At 64.8% G+C, this 15,411-nt stretch carries 15 protein-coding genes; 5 read left to right on the top strand and 10 right to left on the bottom strand.

All coding sequences use genetic code 11. The features are described 5' to 3' along the window. Window positions 1-7: 7 nt before the first annotated feature. The gene (locus ACP7B7_RS29360; RefSeq protein WP_426079043.1) at window positions 8-454 is read left to right on the top strand and encodes a DUF962 domain-containing protein; all 447 of its coding nucleotides are present in this window, start codon (window positions 8-10) and stop codon (window positions 452-454) included. Window positions 455-578: 124 nt separating this feature from the next. Then, a complete protein-coding gene (locus tag ACP7B7_RS29365; protein ID WP_308924298.1) occupies window positions 579-1,028 on the top strand; it encodes a glycine zipper 2TM domain-containing protein in 450 nt (149 codons plus the stop codon). A 3-nt stretch (window positions 1,029-1,031) separates the two neighbouring features. Here ACP7B7_RS29365 and ACP7B7_RS29370 read toward each other — a convergent pair whose 3' ends face one another. Then, window positions 1,032-1,163 carry a hypothetical protein gene (locus ACP7B7_RS29370; protein ID WP_426079044.1) on the bottom strand — a complete coding sequence of 44 codons (132 nt, stop codon included), beginning with the start codon at window positions 1,161-1,163 and terminating at the stop codon, window positions 1,032-1,034. Between the two features lie 162 nt (window positions 1,164-1,325). On the opposite strand from ACP7B7_RS29370, the gene ACP7B7_RS29375 reads away from it, so the two are divergent. Together ACP7B7_RS29375 and ACP7B7_RS29380 are read left to right on the top strand one after the other, a co-directional pair. Continuing rightward, on the top strand, window positions 1,326-2,270 hold the full coding sequence (locus tag ACP7B7_RS29375) for a DMT family transporter (protein WP_426079045.1): 945 nt from the start codon (window positions 1,326-1,328) through the stop codon (window positions 2,268-2,270). Beyond that, the gene (locus ACP7B7_RS29380) at window positions 2,267-2,779 is read left to right on the top strand and encodes a GNAT family N-acetyltransferase (RefSeq protein ID WP_426079046.1); all 513 of its coding nucleotides are present in this window, start codon (window positions 2,267-2,269) and stop codon (window positions 2,777-2,779) included. Before ACP7B7_RS29375 ends, ACP7B7_RS29380 begins: the two co-directional genes overlap by 4 nt. Before the next feature lie 390 nt (window positions 2,780-3,169). Here ACP7B7_RS29380 and ACP7B7_RS29385 read toward each other — a convergent pair whose 3' ends face one another. The 9 genes from ACP7B7_RS29385 to ACP7B7_RS29425 form a co-directional block, all read right to left on the bottom strand. Next, the gene (locus tag ACP7B7_RS29385) at window positions 3,170-4,609 is read right to left on the bottom strand and encodes a glycine betaine ABC transporter substrate-binding protein (RefSeq protein WP_426079056.1); all 1,440 of its coding nucleotides are present in this window, start codon (window positions 4,607-4,609) and stop codon (window positions 3,170-3,172) included. An 81-nt stretch (window positions 4,610-4,690) separates the two neighbouring features. Beyond that, complete coding sequence (hutI, locus tag ACP7B7_RS29390) at window positions 4,691-5,932, bottom strand: imidazolonepropionase (protein WP_426079047.1); 1,242 nt, start codon at window positions 5,930-5,932, stop codon at window positions 4,691-4,693. A 9-nt stretch (window positions 5,933-5,941) separates the two neighbouring features. Beyond that, window positions 5,942-6,517: a HutD/Ves family protein gene (locus ACP7B7_RS29395; RefSeq protein WP_426079048.1), complete on the bottom strand. Its 576-nt coding sequence runs from the start codon at window positions 6,515-6,517 to the stop codon at window positions 5,942-5,944. Then, window positions 6,514-7,896, bottom strand: a complete 1,383-nt coding sequence (locus tag ACP7B7_RS29400; protein WP_426079049.1) for a formimidoylglutamate deiminase — start codon at window positions 7,894-7,896, stop codon at window positions 6,514-6,516. Before ACP7B7_RS29400 ends, ACP7B7_RS29395 begins: the two co-directional genes overlap by 4 nt. Beyond that, window positions 7,881-8,669, bottom strand: a complete 789-nt coding sequence (hutG, locus tag ACP7B7_RS29405) for an N-formylglutamate deformylase (protein ID WP_426079050.1) — start codon at window positions 8,667-8,669, stop codon at window positions 7,881-7,883. The genes ACP7B7_RS29400 and hutG overlap by 16 nt, the downstream gene beginning before the upstream one ends. 19 nt (window positions 8,670-8,688) lie before the next feature. Then, on the bottom strand, window positions 8,689-10,248 hold the full coding sequence (hutH, locus tag ACP7B7_RS29410) for a histidine ammonia-lyase (protein WP_426079051.1): 1,560 nt from the start codon (window positions 10,246-10,248) through the stop codon (window positions 8,689-8,691). Window positions 10,249-10,252: 4 nt separating this feature from the next. Further along, the gene (gene hutU / locus ACP7B7_RS29415; RefSeq protein ID WP_426079052.1) at window positions 10,253-11,953 is read right to left on the bottom strand and encodes a urocanate hydratase; all 1,701 of its coding nucleotides are present in this window, start codon (window positions 11,951-11,953) and stop codon (window positions 10,253-10,255) included. A 94-nt stretch (window positions 11,954-12,047) separates the two neighbouring features. Further along, window positions 12,048-13,721: an amidohydrolase gene (locus ACP7B7_RS29420; RefSeq protein ID WP_308924288.1), complete on the bottom strand. Its 1,674-nt coding sequence runs from the start codon at window positions 13,719-13,721 to the stop codon at window positions 12,048-12,050. 54 nt (window positions 13,722-13,775) lie between these two features. Then, the gene (locus tag ACP7B7_RS29425; protein ID WP_426079053.1) at window positions 13,776-14,399 is read right to left on the bottom strand and encodes a GNAT family N-acetyltransferase; all 624 of its coding nucleotides are present in this window, start codon (window positions 14,397-14,399) and stop codon (window positions 13,776-13,778) included. A gap of 121 nt (window positions 14,400-14,520) precedes the next feature. Here ACP7B7_RS29425 and ACP7B7_RS29430 point away from each other — a divergent pair, with 121 nt between their 5' ends. Then, a complete protein-coding gene (locus tag ACP7B7_RS29430) occupies window positions 14,521-15,375 on the top strand; it encodes a hypothetical protein (protein WP_426079054.1) in 855 nt (284 codons plus the stop codon). The last annotated feature ends 36 nt before the right edge of the window (window positions 15,376-15,411 follow it).

Below are 15,411 nucleotides of genomic sequence, written 5' to 3' on the forward strand. Positions count from 1 at the left end.
CCGGACAATGACTACAGAGACTGCCATGCGCACCATCGACACCCTGCTGGCGCAGTACGGCGACAGCCACCGCAATCCCGTCAATGAATGGATGCATATCGTCTGCGTGCCGCTGATCGTGTTCAGTGTGCTGGGCTTGCTGTGGAGCGTGCATGCGGCCGTGGCGCTGGCCGGCAGCGTGGCCGCCCTGGCGTACTATGTAAAGCTGTCGCGGCCGTTTGCGCTCGGCATGCTGGCGATGCTGGCCCTGATGCTGATCGCGCTGGCGGCGATGCAGCCGATCGTGATTTTGCCGCTGTCGCTGGTGCTGTTCGTGCTGGCCTGGATCGGCCAGTTCATCGGGCACCAGATCGAGGGCAGAAAGCCTTCATTCCTGGACGATGTGCGCTTTTTGCTGATCGGTCCGCTGTTCGTGCTGGGCTTTGCGTACCGGCGCTTGCGGCTGGCTTATTAGTGTTGAGGTAACAGATTATTACCATTGCACTCTGTTTATCAACGGCAACTTGTCTTATCATTAATGCGCAGCCGATGCCATCCGGTGCGATCGGCGCACTATCTTTTTATCCCTGGAGTTGAACATGAAAACATCGATTATTGCCGTGGCCTTGCTGGCTACCCTGGCCGGTTGCGCCGTACAACCGAATTCAGCCAATGTGTACAAGGCGCGCCAGGCGCAGAATGAACAGTCGGTGCGCATGGGCACCGTGGAATCCGTGCGCCAGGTCACCATCGACAAGGGCGAAAGCGGCACCGGCGTGCTGGCCGGCGCGGCGCTCGGTGGCGTGGCCGGTTCGGCCGTGGGCGGCGGCAAGGGCGCCATTGCGGCCAGCATCCTCGGTGCGGTGGCGGGCGGCATCGCCGGCCAGAGCATCGAAGCGAACTCGGCGAACAAGCCCGGCTTTGAAATCACCGTGCGCCTGGACAATGGCGACCTGCGCGCCATCGTGCAAGATGCGGACGAGCAATTCCGTCCCGGTGAACGCGTGCGCCTGCTGTCCGATGGCCGCACCACGCGCGTGACGCATTAAGGATTAGCCAAAAGTGCCGGTCGCCATCAAGCTGGCGGCCGGCGCCATGCCTTCATGCAGCCAGATGGCGATCAAGGTTGTCACGACCACGTAGACGATCACGGTCCATACTTTGAAGTGCAGCGAGGCTGGCATGATGGGCTCCCTGAAGAGTTGAAGTCGGAAAATATTGAATTAATAATAATATAAATATTTTCATAAAATCAATATTTTTCACCATCCCTGCTCTGGCTCAAGCCACGCCGTGGCGCCGATGCTGCGCTGGTCAAGCCCCGGGTGACACCGTATACTGTCGCGATGTCCTCTCCCCTCCTGTTTATCACCGCCTGCCTGATCTGGGGCTCCACGTTCTGGGCCATCACCTTGCAACTGGGCGATGTCGCCCCCGCCGTTTCCGTGGTCTACCGCTTCGGCCTGGCCTCCGCCACCCTGTTTGCCTGGTGCGCCATCCGCGGCGATACCTTGCGCCTGCCCTGGCGCGCGCAAAAATGGATGATGCTGCAGGGGCTGGCCTCGTTCGCGCTCAGCTATGTGTGCACTTACAGCTCGGAGCAATACCTGGTCTCCGCCCTGGTCAGCGTGCTGTTCGCGCTGATGGTGTTCTGGACGCCGCTGCTCAACCGCCTGGCCTTCGGCACGCCGATCACCGTTTCCACCTGTTTTGCGGGGGCGGTCGCCATGTGCGGCATCGTGCTGCTGTTCTACCAGTCGATCGATGCGGCCCTGAAAGAGATCCTCGGTGGCGGCAACGGCCACTTTTTGCTCGGCTTTATGCTGGCGCTGGTGGCGACTGTCGCCAGCACGGTGGGCAATGCGCTGGTGATGAAAGTGCGCAGCCATTCGAGCAATGTGATGCTGACCATGGCGTGGACCATGTTGTGGGGCACGCTGATGGTGGCAGTCTGGGCGCTGGCAACGGGACAGGCCTGGACCCTGCCGACGCGCGCCAGCTACTGGATGGGCCTGGTCTACCTGGCCGTGTTCGGCTCGGTGATTGCGTTCAGCGCCTATTTCACCCTGATCGCCCGCATCGGCACGCAAAAGACCGTGTATATCGGCGTGGTCACGCCCGTCATTTCCGTGCTGCTGTCGATACAGTTCGAACACTACCGCCCGGCCGCCATCGAATGGCTGGGCATGGTGTTGTGCCTGTCGAGCGTGGCCTGGGCCTTGACCTCGGGCGCGCGCAAGACCCGCATCGCCTCTTCAATTTCCACCGCAGCTACCGCAAAGGCACCATGAGCAACTCGTCCACCCTCGCCATCCGTCCCGCCCAAGCCGCCGACGTGGCCGCCATCTTCGGCATGATCCACGAACTGGCCGTATTTGAAAAACTCGAGCACATGATGATCGCCACGCCCGACATGCTGCACGACAGCCTGTTCGGCCCGCAGCCCGCCTGCGAAGCGCTGGTCGGCCTGGACAACGGCGAGGTCGTCACCTTCGCCCTGTTCTTCCACAATTTTTCCACCTTCCTGTGCCGCAAGGGCCTGTACCTGGAAGACCTGTACGTGAAACAGGCCGCGCGCGGCAAGGGTTATGGCAAGCAGATGCTGGTCGCCCTGGCGCAACTGGCGGTCGAACGCAACTGCGGCCGCTTCGAATGGTCCGTGCTGGACTGGAACGAAAACGCCATCCATTTTTACCAGGGCATGGGCGCCGACGTCATGCCCGACTGGCGCATTTGCCGCGTCACAGGGGATGCATTGACGAAATTATCAGCAGGCAAACCGCAAGGAATTTCCCAATAACGTCCACCACGCAAAAAAAACCCACGGGCTAGCGGCACCGTGGGTAGAACCCATTGTCAAGTGGGAGGGGGAGAATTCAATCAACGGAATGAATATAAACGTTGCACAATACGTTCAGGCCGACCCTTACATTTGCTTACCAGCTCTTACATTTCATCGGTAATTCGTTACTATTTCCGTGGCTCAATCAATGTGCCATGCAAGCCGATATGCTGCTGCGCGGCGCCGCCCTGGCGCTGTCTGTTTTTGTAGAAGAAAGCAATACAGCAGGCAACAAAGTGGCGTGTCATGCAAATCTCCTTGAGGGGTTGAGGACCGGCTGCGCCAGAGGATGCGGGGCGCGCGGGAGAGTCAGTGTGGCATCCTTCGGCGTTGGGGCTTTGTGCAAGATCAAGTCCGCAGCTTGCCCTCGCGGCGCACCGCCCACCGCTCCACCAGTTCAAAGATACCCTGCGTCAATAGCGCCAGCACGGCGGCGGGAATCGCGCCGGCCAGCAGCATGTCGTTGTCGTTCAGCGCCAGGCCGATGGTGATGCGCTCGCCATAGCCGCCGGCGCCGATAAAGGCGGCAATCGTGGCCGTGCCTACACTCATCACGGCGGCCGTCTTCACGCCGGCCAGGATCACCGGCAAGGCCAGCGGCAAGTCCACATGCAGCAGGCGGTCGCGGCGGGTCAGGCCCAGCGCCAGCGCCGCCATGCGCAGCCCCGGCGGGATCTGCAGGATGCCGGTGCAGGTATTACGCACGATGGGCAGCAGCGCATACACGAACAGCGCCACCAGCGCCAGCACCATGCCGATCATGCCCAGTACGGGGATCAATATCGCCAGCAGCGCCAGCGACGGGACGGTTTGCAAGACGCCCACCAGCGCCAGCACGGTTTGCCGTAGCGGCGCATAAAACGCCGCCAGCACGCCCAGCGGCACGCCGACCAGGCAGGCCAGCGCCACCGACAGCAGCACCAGCGTCAGGTGCTGGCGCGTCAGGGTCCATAAATCGTCGCCGATGATTTTATCGAGCAGCCCGGCGCGCGCATCGCTTGCGGCAGGCTTGCCGCCGCCGGACGCCAGCCATTCGCGGGCAACCACCGTAAAGCTCTTGCCATCGATTTCCACCGCTGCGTTCATGCTGATCATGGCGCTTTCGCTGATGCGCCCTTCCAGCTTTTGCAGCGCCTGCCAGGCGGCGGGAAAACGCTTGGGCATATCCAGGCGGTACAGCAGCATGGCGTCGTAGCGGGGAAAGTACTGCTGCGTGTCGGCCAGCACGCGCAAGCCGTACTGGCGGATCTTGGCGTCGGTCGAATAGATATCGATCACGTCGACCTGCCGCTGCGCCAGCGCTTCATAGGCGATGCCGTGATCGAGCCCGCGCGGGCGCTGCGGCAGCTTGTAGCGCGCAGCCAGCCCCGGCCAGCCATCGACGCGGCCGATGAATTCATGCGACAGGCCGAATTTCAATGCCGGATGCGTGGCCAGGTCCGCCAGGCTGGCGATGCTCTTGTCATCGCCGCGCATGGCCAGCGCATAGGTATTGTTGAAGCCCAGCGGCACAGCCACGCCCAGGCCCAGGGCCGCCAGTTCGCGCCGCATCTGCTCCAGGGTAACCGGCTTGTCGTGCTTCAGCACTTCGCTGGCAATCGTGCCCGTGTATTCCGCATACAGGTCGATGCTGCCGGCCTGCAGCGCGGCCAGCACGATGGCCGTGTTGCCCAGGCCCTGGCGATGTTCGGCCTTGACCTGGGGCGCGGCGCTTTGCCGCACGATCTCGCCCAGGATGTACGATTCCGTAAAGCGCTTCGAGCCCACCTTCAGGGTGCCCGTGTCCATGGCATGGGCCGGCGAGGTGCAGCAGAAAACAAACAAGGCCAATAAGTGAATGACGCGCACGCGGCGCTCCCCGACGAATGATCAATCGGGCAAGCTTACCACCGGCATGCGCCACACGCCGCCGTGCACCACGCCCGCGCAGGGATTCAATCCCATCGCATACGACAGGTCGGCAGGACGGGCGATGCGCCACAGCGCGAAATCGGCACGCTTGCCCACCGCCAGGCTCCCCGTATCACTCTGCATGCCCAGCGCGCGCGCCGCATGGATGGTGGCGCCGGCCAGCGCCTCCTGCGGCGTCAAGCGCCACAAGGTGCAGGCCATATTCATCGCCAGCAGCAAGGAGGTCATCGGCGAGGTGCCGGGGTTGCAGTCGGTCGATACCGCCATCGGCACACCGACCGCGCGCAGGGCGGCAATCGGCGGCGGCTGCGTCTCGCGCAAAAAGTAGTACGCACCCGGCAGCAGCACGGCCACCGTGCCGTGGCGCGCCATGGCGGCGATGCCGTCGTCGCTCAAAAACTCCAGGTGGTCGGCCGACAAGCCGCCAAACTGCGCCACCAGCGCCGCGCCGCCCTGGTCCGACAGCTGCTCGGCATGCAGTTTCACGGGCAGGCCCAGCGCCTGCGCCGCGGCGAATACTTGCCGCGTCTGCGCCGGCGTAAAACCGATGCGCTCGCAAAAGGCGTCGACCGCGTCGACCAGGCCAGACGCTGCCAGCGCCGGCAGCATCTGGCGGCACACCAGGTCGATATAGTCGTCAGGCCGGCCGGCGTATTCGGGCGGCAGCGCATGCGCGCCGAGAAATGTGGTGCGCACGCTGACCGGTAGTTGCTCGCCGATGGCGCGCGCCACGCGCAGCATTTTCGCCTCGGTTTCCAAGTCCAGCCCATAGCCGGACTTGATCTCCAGAGTGGTCACGCCTTCGGCCAGCAAGGCCAGCACGCGCGGCAGGCTTTGCGCCAGCAGCTCGTCTGCGCTGGCGGCACGCGTGGCGCGCACGGTGGACATGATGCCGCCGCCAGCGCGAGCGATGTCCTCGTAGGTGGCGCCGTTGAGGCGCGCTTCGAATTCACCGCTGCGGTTGCCGGCGTGGACGATATGCGTGTGGCAGTCGATCAGGCCGGGCGTGAGCCAGCAGCCACCGCCATCGTGCACGGTGGCGGCCTGGCTTGTGGGCAGTGCCGCCCGTGGGCCCAGCCAGGCGATGCGACCGTCCTTGACGGCGATTGCGCCATCCAGGATCTCGCCGTAGCCGTTATCAGTGTCATCGCCGGCCATGGTAGCCAGGTGCACATTGGTCAACAACAGGTCCCACGCCATGGGCGGCCTTTAACTGGCGATGAGGTCGACGACGAACACCGTGGCCTGGGCCGATTCCAGCGTCCAGTCCTGTTCGCCTTCCAGCACCAGCAGGTCGTAGCGCACCAGCGCCAGCCGTTCGCGCGCGCTGCTCACCGACAGGCTCTCGCCATCGGCCAGGAACACCAGCGTGGTGTCGCTGCGGCGCGGCAGCGGCACGCTGCCGCCGACCACCAACGGTACGATCCGGTGGCGGTAGCTGCCGCGCCGGGTGAGGACGTTGAAGTCGAGCGTGGACTGGCCATTGACGGTGGCATGGACGGGATCTTCGCCGGCAAACTCCACCAGCGGCTCGCCGGGACTGAGCACCACGCGTTCGTCGCCGACCTCGAGCAGCACGCCGTCGCCGGCGACCATCACCAGCGTGCGGTCCACGCCGGGAAACTGCGAGAACGGACCATCTTCGGCAATGCTGGCCAGGCTCACGCGCCAGTCGAAATTGTCGAGGCCAGCGCCGGGCGGCGACATCGCCAGTTCGGTGGTGACGCCGCCGCCGTTCTTCCACGGCGTGGGCCGCAGGCTTGCGTACTGGATCAGCCGGTTCATTGAAACTCCCTCAGTTCTGCCATCGTTTGCTTGAAGCGCGCAGCAATCGCCTGCTGCGCCACATGTTGTGCGTTGCGTACCAGCCACCTGCCGCCGACCATGACGTCACGCACCAGGTTGTCGTTGCCGCTGAAGACCAGGCTGCCCAGCACCTCGTGCAGCGCCAGGCCCCACAGCTTGGGATGCGCGCCGTCGAGCACCAGCACGTCGGCCCGGCGGCCCGGCGCCAGCGCGCCCACCGGCCGCCCCGCCGCCTGCGCCCCGCCCTGCAAGGCGCCCTGCCATAAAAAGTCGCCCACCTGGCGCCGCTCGCTGGACACCGCGATATTGCGGCGCTGCTGCCGCAGGCGCTGGCCATACTCGAGCCAGCGCAGTTCTTCCACCGGGCTTTGCGACACGTGGCTGTCGCTGCCGATGCCAAAGCGCCCGCCTGCCGCCAGAAACGCGTCGAGCGGGAACAGGCCGTCGCCCAGGTTGGCCTCGGTGGTGGGACACAAACCCGCCACCGCGCCGCTGGCGGCGATGTGCGAAATCTCGCTTGCGTCCAGATGGGTGGCGTGCACCAGACACCAGCGCGCGTCGACAGTCACCCGATCGTACAGATACCGCACCGGCCGCATGCCGGTCGCGGCCAGGCACTGATCGACTTCGGCCTGCTGCTCGGCGATGTGGAGATGGATCGGGCGCCCGGCCGGCAAGGCCGCCGCCACCTGCGCGATCTGCGCCATCGATGCCGCGCGCAGCGAATGCGGCGCCACCCCCACCTCGGTCTGGCCGTCGCGCAGCGGCGCCAAAGCCTCGATCACGCGCAGCACGTCGTCGGCATCGGTGCGGAAACGCTGCTGCTCCGGTTTCAACGCGCTGTCGTTAAATCCTGAATAACTATACAACACCGGCAGCATGGTGACGCCGATTCCAGCCAACCGCGCGGCGGCAATCACGCGCTCGGCGGTTTCGGCCGGCCGGTCGTACCAGGCGCCGTTCGGCTGGCGTTGCACATAGTGGAATTCGCACACCGAGGTGTAGCCGTGGCGCAGGCATTCGGAGAACAGCTGGGCGGCAATCGCCTCGAGTTGGTCGGGCGTGATATTGCGCGCGAAGCGGTACATCAGGTCGCGCCAGGTCCAGAAGCTGTCATGGCTGCCAGGGCCATCAGCGGCGAATTCCGTGCGCCCGCCCAGCGCGCGCTGGAAGCTGTGCGAGTGCAGGTTGACCATCCCTGGCAGCACGTACTCGGCCAGCTCCACGCCATCGGGCGGCACGGCGTTATCGATCACGCTCGTCAAGTCGCCATGCGCATCCCAGGCCAGCAGCACGTCGCGGCGCCAGCCTTGCGGCAGCAGCGCATGGCGCGCAAACAGATTCACTGCCGCACCCACGCCACGGCCGCTTCCATCATGGCTTGCAGCAGCGGCTGCACCTGCGCCGCGCGATCCGGCCGGTACGCGAAAGGCGCCGCTTCGTCCATATACAGGCACTGGCACATTTCAAGCTGGATCGCGTGCACGCGGCGCGCAGGCTGGCCGTAGTGGCGCGTGATATGGCCGCCCTTGAAGCGGCCGTTCAAGGCTACCGTCAATTGTTCTTGCGAGCGCGCCAGGCCGACCACGGCGGACGTCAGGCCGGGATCGCAACTGGCGCCATCGGCCGTGCCGAAATTGAGGTCGGGCAGCTTGCCGTCGAAAAAACGCGGCACATGCGAGGCGATCGAATGGGCTTCCCACAGCACCACCGCGCCATGCACGCGCAGCAGGCGCTCGAGTTCCTGCTGCAGCTGGCGGTGATACGGCGCCCAGTAACGCTCCACGCGCCGCTGCCAGTCGTGCACGTCAGGCTCCTGCCCCGCCAGATACAGCGGCTCGCGGTGGAAGGTATCCATCGGCAGCAGGCCGGTCGTGTCCTGGCCCGGATACAGATTCGTGTCTTCCTGCGGCCGGTTCAGATCGACCACATAGCGCGACCAGCGCGCCGACAGCACCGACGCATCCATCTGCCGCAAGTAGCCATGCAGCTCGCGCAGATGCCAGTCGGTATCGGCTTTCTGCAGCGCCTGCCGCGTCATGCGTGCGGCGATCTCGTCGGGGATATCGACGCCCACATGCGGCATCGATACCAGCAGCGGGATGCTGCCTGCATCAAATTGATAATCCATGATGGTCTCCTGGCGCCGTTCAATCGTACAGCGGCGCGAACAGCTGCTTGCAGGTCAGGCTCAAGTCGCCGGCAAGCACCATCTGCCGGGCGGCCTCGATATCGGGCGCAAAGTAACGGTCGGCGTCAAAGAACGGCACCTTCTGGCGCAGCTGATGGTGCACGTGTTCCAGCTGCGGCGAAGTTTTCAAGGGGCGGTGGAAATCGATGCCCTGTGCCCCCGCCAGTAATTCAATCCCGACGATGACGGCCGTATTGTGCGCCATGTCGTCCAGGCGGCGTCCGGCGTAGGTGGCCATGCTGACATGGTCTTCCTGGTTGGCGGAAGTCGGCAGGCTGTCGACGCTGGCCGGGTGCGCCAGCGACTTGTTTTCCGACGCCAGCGCCGCCGCCGTCACATGCGCGATCATAAAGCCGGAATTGATGCCCGGCTCGCGCACCAGGAAAGGCGGCAGGCCGGACAAGGTCGCGTCGATCAGCAGCGCGATGCGGCGTTCGGCCAGCGCGCCGATTTCGGCGATCGCCAGCGCCAGGGTATCGGCCGCAAAGGCGACCGGTTCGGCATGGAAATTGCCGCCCGAGACGATTTCTGCCAAGGTGCCAGGTCCGTCCTGGAACAGCAGCGGATTGTCGGTGACGGCATTGGCTTCAATCAGCAGGGTGCGGCGCGCGTTGACGATCAGGTCCAGGCAGGCGCCCATCACCTGCGGCTGGCAGCGCAGGCTGTACGGGTCCTGCACGCGCTCGTCGCCTTCCAGGTGCGAGGCGCGGATGGTGCTGTGCGCCACCAGCTGGCGGTACATCTGCGCCGCCAGGATCTGCCCCGGCTGGCCGCGCACCGCATGCACGCGCGCGTCGAACGGCGCATCGCTGCCCTTGGCCGCGTCGAGCGACAGCGCGCCCGTCACCATCGCCGCTTCCAGCAGGCGCTCGGCCATGAACAGGCCGTGCAGCGCCAGCGCGGTCGACACCTGCGTGCCGTTGATCAGCGCCAGGCCCTCTTTCGCCGCCAGCACCACCGGCGCGATGCCGGCCTGCGCCAGCGCCTCGGGCGCCGGCATCAGCACGCCATGCATGCGCACGTCGCCCACGCCCAGCATGGCCAGGGTCATGTGCGACAGCGGCGCCAGGTCGCCCGAGGCGCCCACCGAGCCCTTGGCGGGAATCGCCGGCATGATGCCCGCGTTGTACAGCGCGATCAGGGTATCGACGATCAGCGGGCGCACGCCCGAATAGCCGCGCGCCAGGCTGCCGATCTTCATCAGCATGATCAAGCGCACCACCGCGTCGGACAGCAGTTCGCCGGTGCCGACCGAGTGCGACAAAATCAGGTTGCGCTGCAGTTGTTCCAGCTTGTCGTCGGGGATGCGCGTCTTGGCCAGCAGGCCGAAGCCGGTATTGATGCCATACGCCGCGTCGCCCTTGGCGACGATCGCCCGCACGGCCGCGGCCGAACTCTCGATCACCCCATAGGCTTCGGCAGCGAGGATCAGTTTTGCCGGCGCGGCCCACACCGCGCGCAGCTCGGCCAGGGTCATCGCGCCCGGTGTCAGGGTCCAGCTTTTCAGTGGTGGTGTCATGTTTTCAGTCCATCATGGGCAGGTTCAGGCCATTGCGTTTGGCGCAGGCGGCCGCCGTTTCATAGCCGGCATCGGCATGGCGCATCACGCCCGAGCCGCTGTCGTTGACCAGCACGCGCGCCAGGCGTTTTGCCGCGCTTTCCGTGCCGTCGGCCACGATCACCATGCCCGCATGCTGAGAATACCCCATGCCGACGCCGCCGCCATGATGCAGCGAGACCCAGGTGGCGCCGCCGGCCGTATTGAGCAGGGCGTTCAGCAGCGGCCAGTCGGAGACGGCGTCGGTGCCGTCCTTCATGCTTTCCGTTTCACGGTTCGGGCTGGCGACCGAGCCCGTATCGAGGTGGTCGCGGCCGATCACGATGGGCGCCTTCAGCTCGCCCGTGCGCACCATCTCGTTGAAGGCCAGGCCGGCGAGATGACGCTCGCCCAGGCCCAGCCAGCAGATGCGCGCCGGCAGGCCCTGGAAGGCGATGCGTTCGCGCGCCATGTCCAGCCAGTGGTGGACCTGCGCATGCTGCGGGAACAATTCCTTGATCTTGGCGTCGGTTTTATAGATGTCTTCCGGGTCACCCGACAGCGCCACCCAGCGAAACGGCCCGCGCCCTTCGCAGAACTGCGGGCGGATATACGCCGGCACGAAACCGGGAAAATCGAAGGCATTCTGCACGCCCTGGTCGAACGCCACCTGGCGGATATTGTTGCCATAGTCGACCGTGTGCACGCCCATCGCATGAAAATCCAGCATCGCCTGCACGTGCGCGGCGCAGGAGTCGGCGGCGGCCACCGCCAGGCGCGCATGGCGCTGTGGGTCCTGCTGCGCCGCCTTCCAGTCCGACACGCTCCAGCCGCGCGGCAGATAGCCGTTGACCAGGTCGTGCGCCGAGGTCTGGTCCGTCACCAGGTCCGGCAGCGGCCCGCCCGCTTTCGCGCGTTTGACCAGTTCCGGCAGCAGTTCGGCCGCGTTGCCCAGCAAGCCGATGGAGATCGCCTCCTTGCGTTCGGTGTGATATCGGACCAGCGCCAGCGCGTCGTCCAGATTGGCGGCCTGCTTGTCCAGGTAGCGCGTGCGCAGGCGGAAATCGATGCTGCTTTGCTGGCATTCGATGGTCAGCGAGACGGCACCGGCCATGGTGGCGGCCAGCGGCTGCGCGCCGCCCATGCCGCCCAGGCCCGCCGTCAGTATCCAGCGCCCGGCCCAGTCGCCGCCGAAATGCTGGCGGCCCGCTTCGGCAAAGGTTTCATAAGTACCCTGCACGATGCCTTGCGTGCCGATATAGATCCAGCTGCCGGCCGTCATCTGGCCGTACATGAACAGGCCCTGGCGATCGAGTTCGTTGAAATGTTCCCAGTTGGCCCATTTCGGCACCAGGTTGGAATTGGCGATCAGCACGCGCGGCGCATCCACATGCGTGCGAAATACGCCGACCGGTTTGCCGGACTGTATCAGCAGCGTCTGGTCCTCCTCCAGTTCACGCAGCGAGGCGAGGATCTGGTCGAAACAGGCCCAGTTGCGCGCGGCGCGGCCGATGCCGCCGTAGACCACCAGGTGCTGCGGATGCTCCGCCACCTCGGCATCGAGATTGTTCTGCACCATGCGGTAGGCCGCTTCGATCTGCCAGTTCTTGCAGGCCAATTGCGTGCCGCGCGGGGCACGGATGCTGCGGCTGGCGTCGAAGCGCGGATCGCTGTCCATGTTGTTCATGCTGTCTCCTCTCAAGGGGGAAAGCGGGCATGCGTGGCCCGCTTTTATGTGACAAGCATAGGTTGTCTATACAAGCAAGTCAACCGGTTTTGTTTTACTTTTTCTCAAATATTCGCTTCCCCGCCAGCCACGTCTGCAGCACCTGCGTCTTGCCAATCGCCGCCGGCGCCACGGTAAACAAATCCTGGTCGACCACGATAAAGTCGGCCCACTTGCCCTTTTCCAGCGAGCCTATGACTTTTTCCTGGTGCCCCGCCCACGCCGCGTCCAGTGTAAAACAGCGCAGCGCTTCGGTGACCGTCATCGCCTGCTGCGGATACCAGCCGCCCGCCGGCAAGCCTTCATTGTTCTGCCGCGTGACAGCCGCGTGGATGCCCTCGAAGGGATTCGGCGACTCGATCGGAAAATCGGAGCCGCAGGCGATGCGCGAACCCTGTTTCAGAAAGGTGCGCCAGGCATAGGCGCCCTTGATGCGCTCGGGGCCCACGCGCTGTTCGGCCATGTTCTGGTCGGAGGTGGCGTGAGTCGGCTGCATCGACGGCACGATGCCCAGGGTCTTGAAGCGCGGGATATCGGCCGGCCGCACCACTTGCGCGTGTTCGATGCGGTGGCGCAGCCCCACATTGTCGTACTGCCTGGTCAAGGCCTGGTAACCGTCGAGCAGCTGACGGTTGCCGGCGTCGCCGATGGCGTGCACATTGACCTGGTAGCCGGCGCGCATGGCCTTGTCCATCCGCGCCCGCATCGCGTCATCGTCATGAAACAGCAGGCCGCGCGTCTCGGGCGAGTCGCTATAGGGTTCGATCAGGGCCGCGCCGCGGCTGCCCAGCGCGCCGTCGGACAAGAGTTTCACGGCGCGCAGCGCATACAGGTCGTGCGCGTAGCTGTTCAAGGGACCCATTTTCGACAGCGCGTCAAAGTCGGCCGTGACGTCAAAAATCATGCCGTACACGCGCACCGTCAGCTTGCCGTGATCGGCGTAGTCGCGGTACAGCCGGTCCTGGGCCACGTCGATGCCGGCGTCGTGCACGCTGGTCAGGCCCACTTGCGCCAGCTGCGCCAGCGCACCGTCGAGCGCCGCGCGGTTGTCCGCCTCGCCTGGTTTCGGCAGCACCTGGTCCATCAGGTCCATGGCGTTATCGACCAGCACGCCGGTGGCGTTGCCCTCACCATCGCGCACGATCTTGCCGCCGGCCGGGTCTTGGGTGTCGCGCGTGATGCCGGCCAGCGCCAGCGCGCGGCTGTTGGCCCAGCCCGCATGACCGTCAACCCGGCGCAGCCAGACCGGCCGCGCGCTCCCCGCCGCATCAAGCTCCAGCGCGGTAGGAAAGCGCCCCAGCTTCCAGATTTCCTGATTCCAGCCATTGCCGGTCACCCAGCCGCGTTCGGGATGCGCGCGTGCAAATTCGCCAACTGTCTTGACTGCTGATTCGAGCGAAGAAGAACCGTACAGCATCACGCCGCTGGCAATCGCACCCAGGCCGAACACATGGCCATGCGCGTCGATCAGGCCTGGCAGCACGGTCTTGCCCTGCACGTCAATGTGCGTGGCGCCCCTGGCCGCCTTGCGCTTCACCTCGGCAGCCGTGCCGACGGCGACGATCCTGCCCGCGTCGTCAAACGCCAGCGATCCAAAGCGCAGCAGCTTGCCGGCGGCGTTCAGGGTGTAGCCGTTGGCGTTGTCGATCACCGTATCGGCTTGCGCGACGCCGATGGCGGCCAGGCAGGCCAGGGCGATCAGGGTACGGTGCAGTTGCGGGGCGGGCATGTCCATCTCCAGGTCGTCAAATAAAAGACGAGTGTATAGAAATGCACAAAATGGTCAATCAGGCATTGCAGGGCGTATCGGCTGGCGCAGCATCAGCCAGTAATCGGCTCCCGTGACGGCTTCCGCGTAGCGGCCCGCCACTGTAAAGCCGAGCCGGCCGTAGAACGGCAGGCTGCGTTGGTTATAGGTCTCCAGGAAACACACGGCGCCGGCCTGGTCGACGGCCGCCAGGCCCGGCGCCAGCACCGAGGCGCCCAGCCCACGTCCCTGCGCGGCGGGCGCGATGCCGGCAATCGACAGATACCAGGCGTCCTGCAGCGCATGCTGTGCCAGCGCGTGTTCCATATTGGCGACAATCGCCGTGAAATTGGCCGAACCCTGAGGTCCCAGCAGTTCGCGCAAGCCCACCTCGCGCTGCGCATAAGCGGCCTGGCGCAGCGGCAGCGGCGCATCGGTGGTCCAGATGGCGGCGCCATGGCCAAAGCCGTCGGCCATGTCGACGCGGCCGGCCTGGAAGCCTTCAACCAGCGCCAGTTCGAAGTAAGTGGTCAGCATGGCCAGGCGCGCGGATTCATCTTCACCGCAGGCGACCGTGACGCTGCGGTAAAACGGATCGTCTATCAGGGCGGAGGCCAGACTGGCGGCGGCGGCATGGGTCTGCTGTGCGGTATCGGTCATGTGCTGGTTCTTTTATCGAAAGTGATGGCCTGCATCTTAACGCAAGGGCTTGTCGATTGCGCCGTGTCAACAAGACCGGTTCGCGACAGGCCTACGCTGGCGTTTTATCGCGGAGCCCATCATGACGCGCCACCATGTGATCAGCACCACCGGCTGCGATGTGTTTTATGCCCTCGTCACGCACTACCGGGACAGCCTGGGCGCGCGCTTCGACAGCATGGTCGTCACCTATTCCGATGGCGGCAAGCCCGTGCTGGGCGCCACCCTGCGCGACGCCAAAAGCGGCTGCGAAATGCACCGGCGCGCCGGCCAGGCCGGTGAATGCTGGTGCTGCGGCTACGACGAGCAGCTGGAATTCGTGTCGCAAACCGGCGTACCGCTGGCGCACGCCGATTACAGGATCAGCGTCAGCAATGGGGAAACGTGGACGGGGACGACGGATGCCAAGGGGCGTACGGAGCGCATCACCAGCAAGCAGGAGGCGCAGATTACCGGGGCCGAGTTTTTTCCCCAGGCGGACAAATCGCCGTGCTGCGCAGCGTCACCCGCACATGCCAAGGCGGCCAGCAAGACGGTCGAACTGCAGGACGTCAAAACCACCAACAAGGATGTCGGTTCGTCGGTGAGGAAAGTGACGGTGAAAGACAAGGTGCGCCCGCTGACCAAGGGCGAGATCGATATGGCATGGATGCTGTTCGAGGATGCGATCGACTACGGCAAGGTCAAGGTACATGCGGAGCCGTATTTATGGTTTGGCTTGCAGCCCAAGGATGTGGCGATGACACCAAATGGGGAGATGTATTTTCATGAGTCGGAGTTCAGGGAGGATTTTTCCAAAGAGGGCGCACGCCAAAAAAAATGGTTTATCCACGAAATGGTGCATGTCTGGCAGTTCCAGCTAGGTTACCCGGTCGCCATCCGAGGGGCGATCCGACTAGGGAAGCACTTATATGGACGCCTCCCGGAGGTCAAGTAACTTCACACGATAGGTTCAGTTGAGGTCGCAGTCTTA

Origin of the sequence: Janthinobacterium sp. PSPC3-1 (assembly GCF_049896105.1) — a bacterium.
Classification (GTDB): domain Bacteria; phylum Pseudomonadota; class Gammaproteobacteria; order Burkholderiales; family Burkholderiaceae_D; genus Janthinobacterium.

Bases quoted from the DNA above. Each gene is read 5' to 3' on its own strand.
- hutH (WP_426079051.1), bottom strand. From the start codon at position 10,248: ATGACACCACCACTGAAAAGCTGGACCCTGACACCGGGCGCGATGACC.
- ACP7B7_RS29360 (WP_426079043.1), top strand. From the start codon at position 8: ATGACTACAGAGACTGCCATGCGCACCATCGACACCCTGCTGGCGCAG.
- hutI (WP_426079047.1), bottom strand. From the start codon at position 5,932: ATGGCGTGGGACCTGTTGTTGACCAATGTGCACCTGGCTACCATGGCC.
- hutG (WP_426079050.1), bottom strand. From the start codon at position 8,669: ATGGATTATCAATTTGATGCAGGCAGCATCCCGCTGCTGGTATCGATG.
- hutU (WP_426079052.1), bottom strand. From the start codon at position 11,953: ATGAACAACATGGACAGCGATCCGCGCTTCGACGCCAGCCGCAGCATC.
- ACP7B7_RS29420 (WP_308924288.1), bottom strand. From the start codon at position 13,721: ATGCCCGCCCCGCAACTGCACCGTACCCTGATCGCCCTGGCCTGCCTG.
- ACP7B7_RS29395 (WP_426079048.1), bottom strand. From the start codon at position 6,517: ATGAACCGGCTGATCCAGTACGCAAGCCTGCGGCCCACGCCGTGGAAG.
- ACP7B7_RS29430 (WP_426079054.1), top strand. From the start codon at position 14,521: ATGACGCGCCACCATGTGATCAGCACCACCGGCTGCGATGTGTTTTAT.
- ACP7B7_RS29385 (WP_426079056.1), bottom strand. From the start codon at position 4,609: ATGGACACGGGCACCCTGAAGGTGGGCTCGAAGCGCTTTACGGAATCG.
- ACP7B7_RS29425 (WP_426079053.1), bottom strand. From the start codon at position 14,399: ATGACCGATACCGCACAGCAGACCCATGCCGCCGCCGCCAGTCTGGCC.
- ACP7B7_RS29380 (WP_426079046.1), top strand. From the start codon at position 2,267: ATGAGCAACTCGTCCACCCTCGCCATCCGTCCCGCCCAAGCCGCCGAC.
- ACP7B7_RS29375 (WP_426079045.1), top strand. From the start codon at position 1,326: ATGTCCTCTCCCCTCCTGTTTATCACCGCCTGCCTGATCTGGGGCTCC.
- ACP7B7_RS29370 (WP_426079044.1), bottom strand. From the start codon at position 1,163: ATGCCAGCCTCGCTGCACTTCAAAGTATGGACCGTGATCGTCTACGTG.
- ACP7B7_RS29365 (WP_308924298.1), top strand. From the start codon at position 579: ATGAAAACATCGATTATTGCCGTGGCCTTGCTGGCTACCCTGGCCGGT.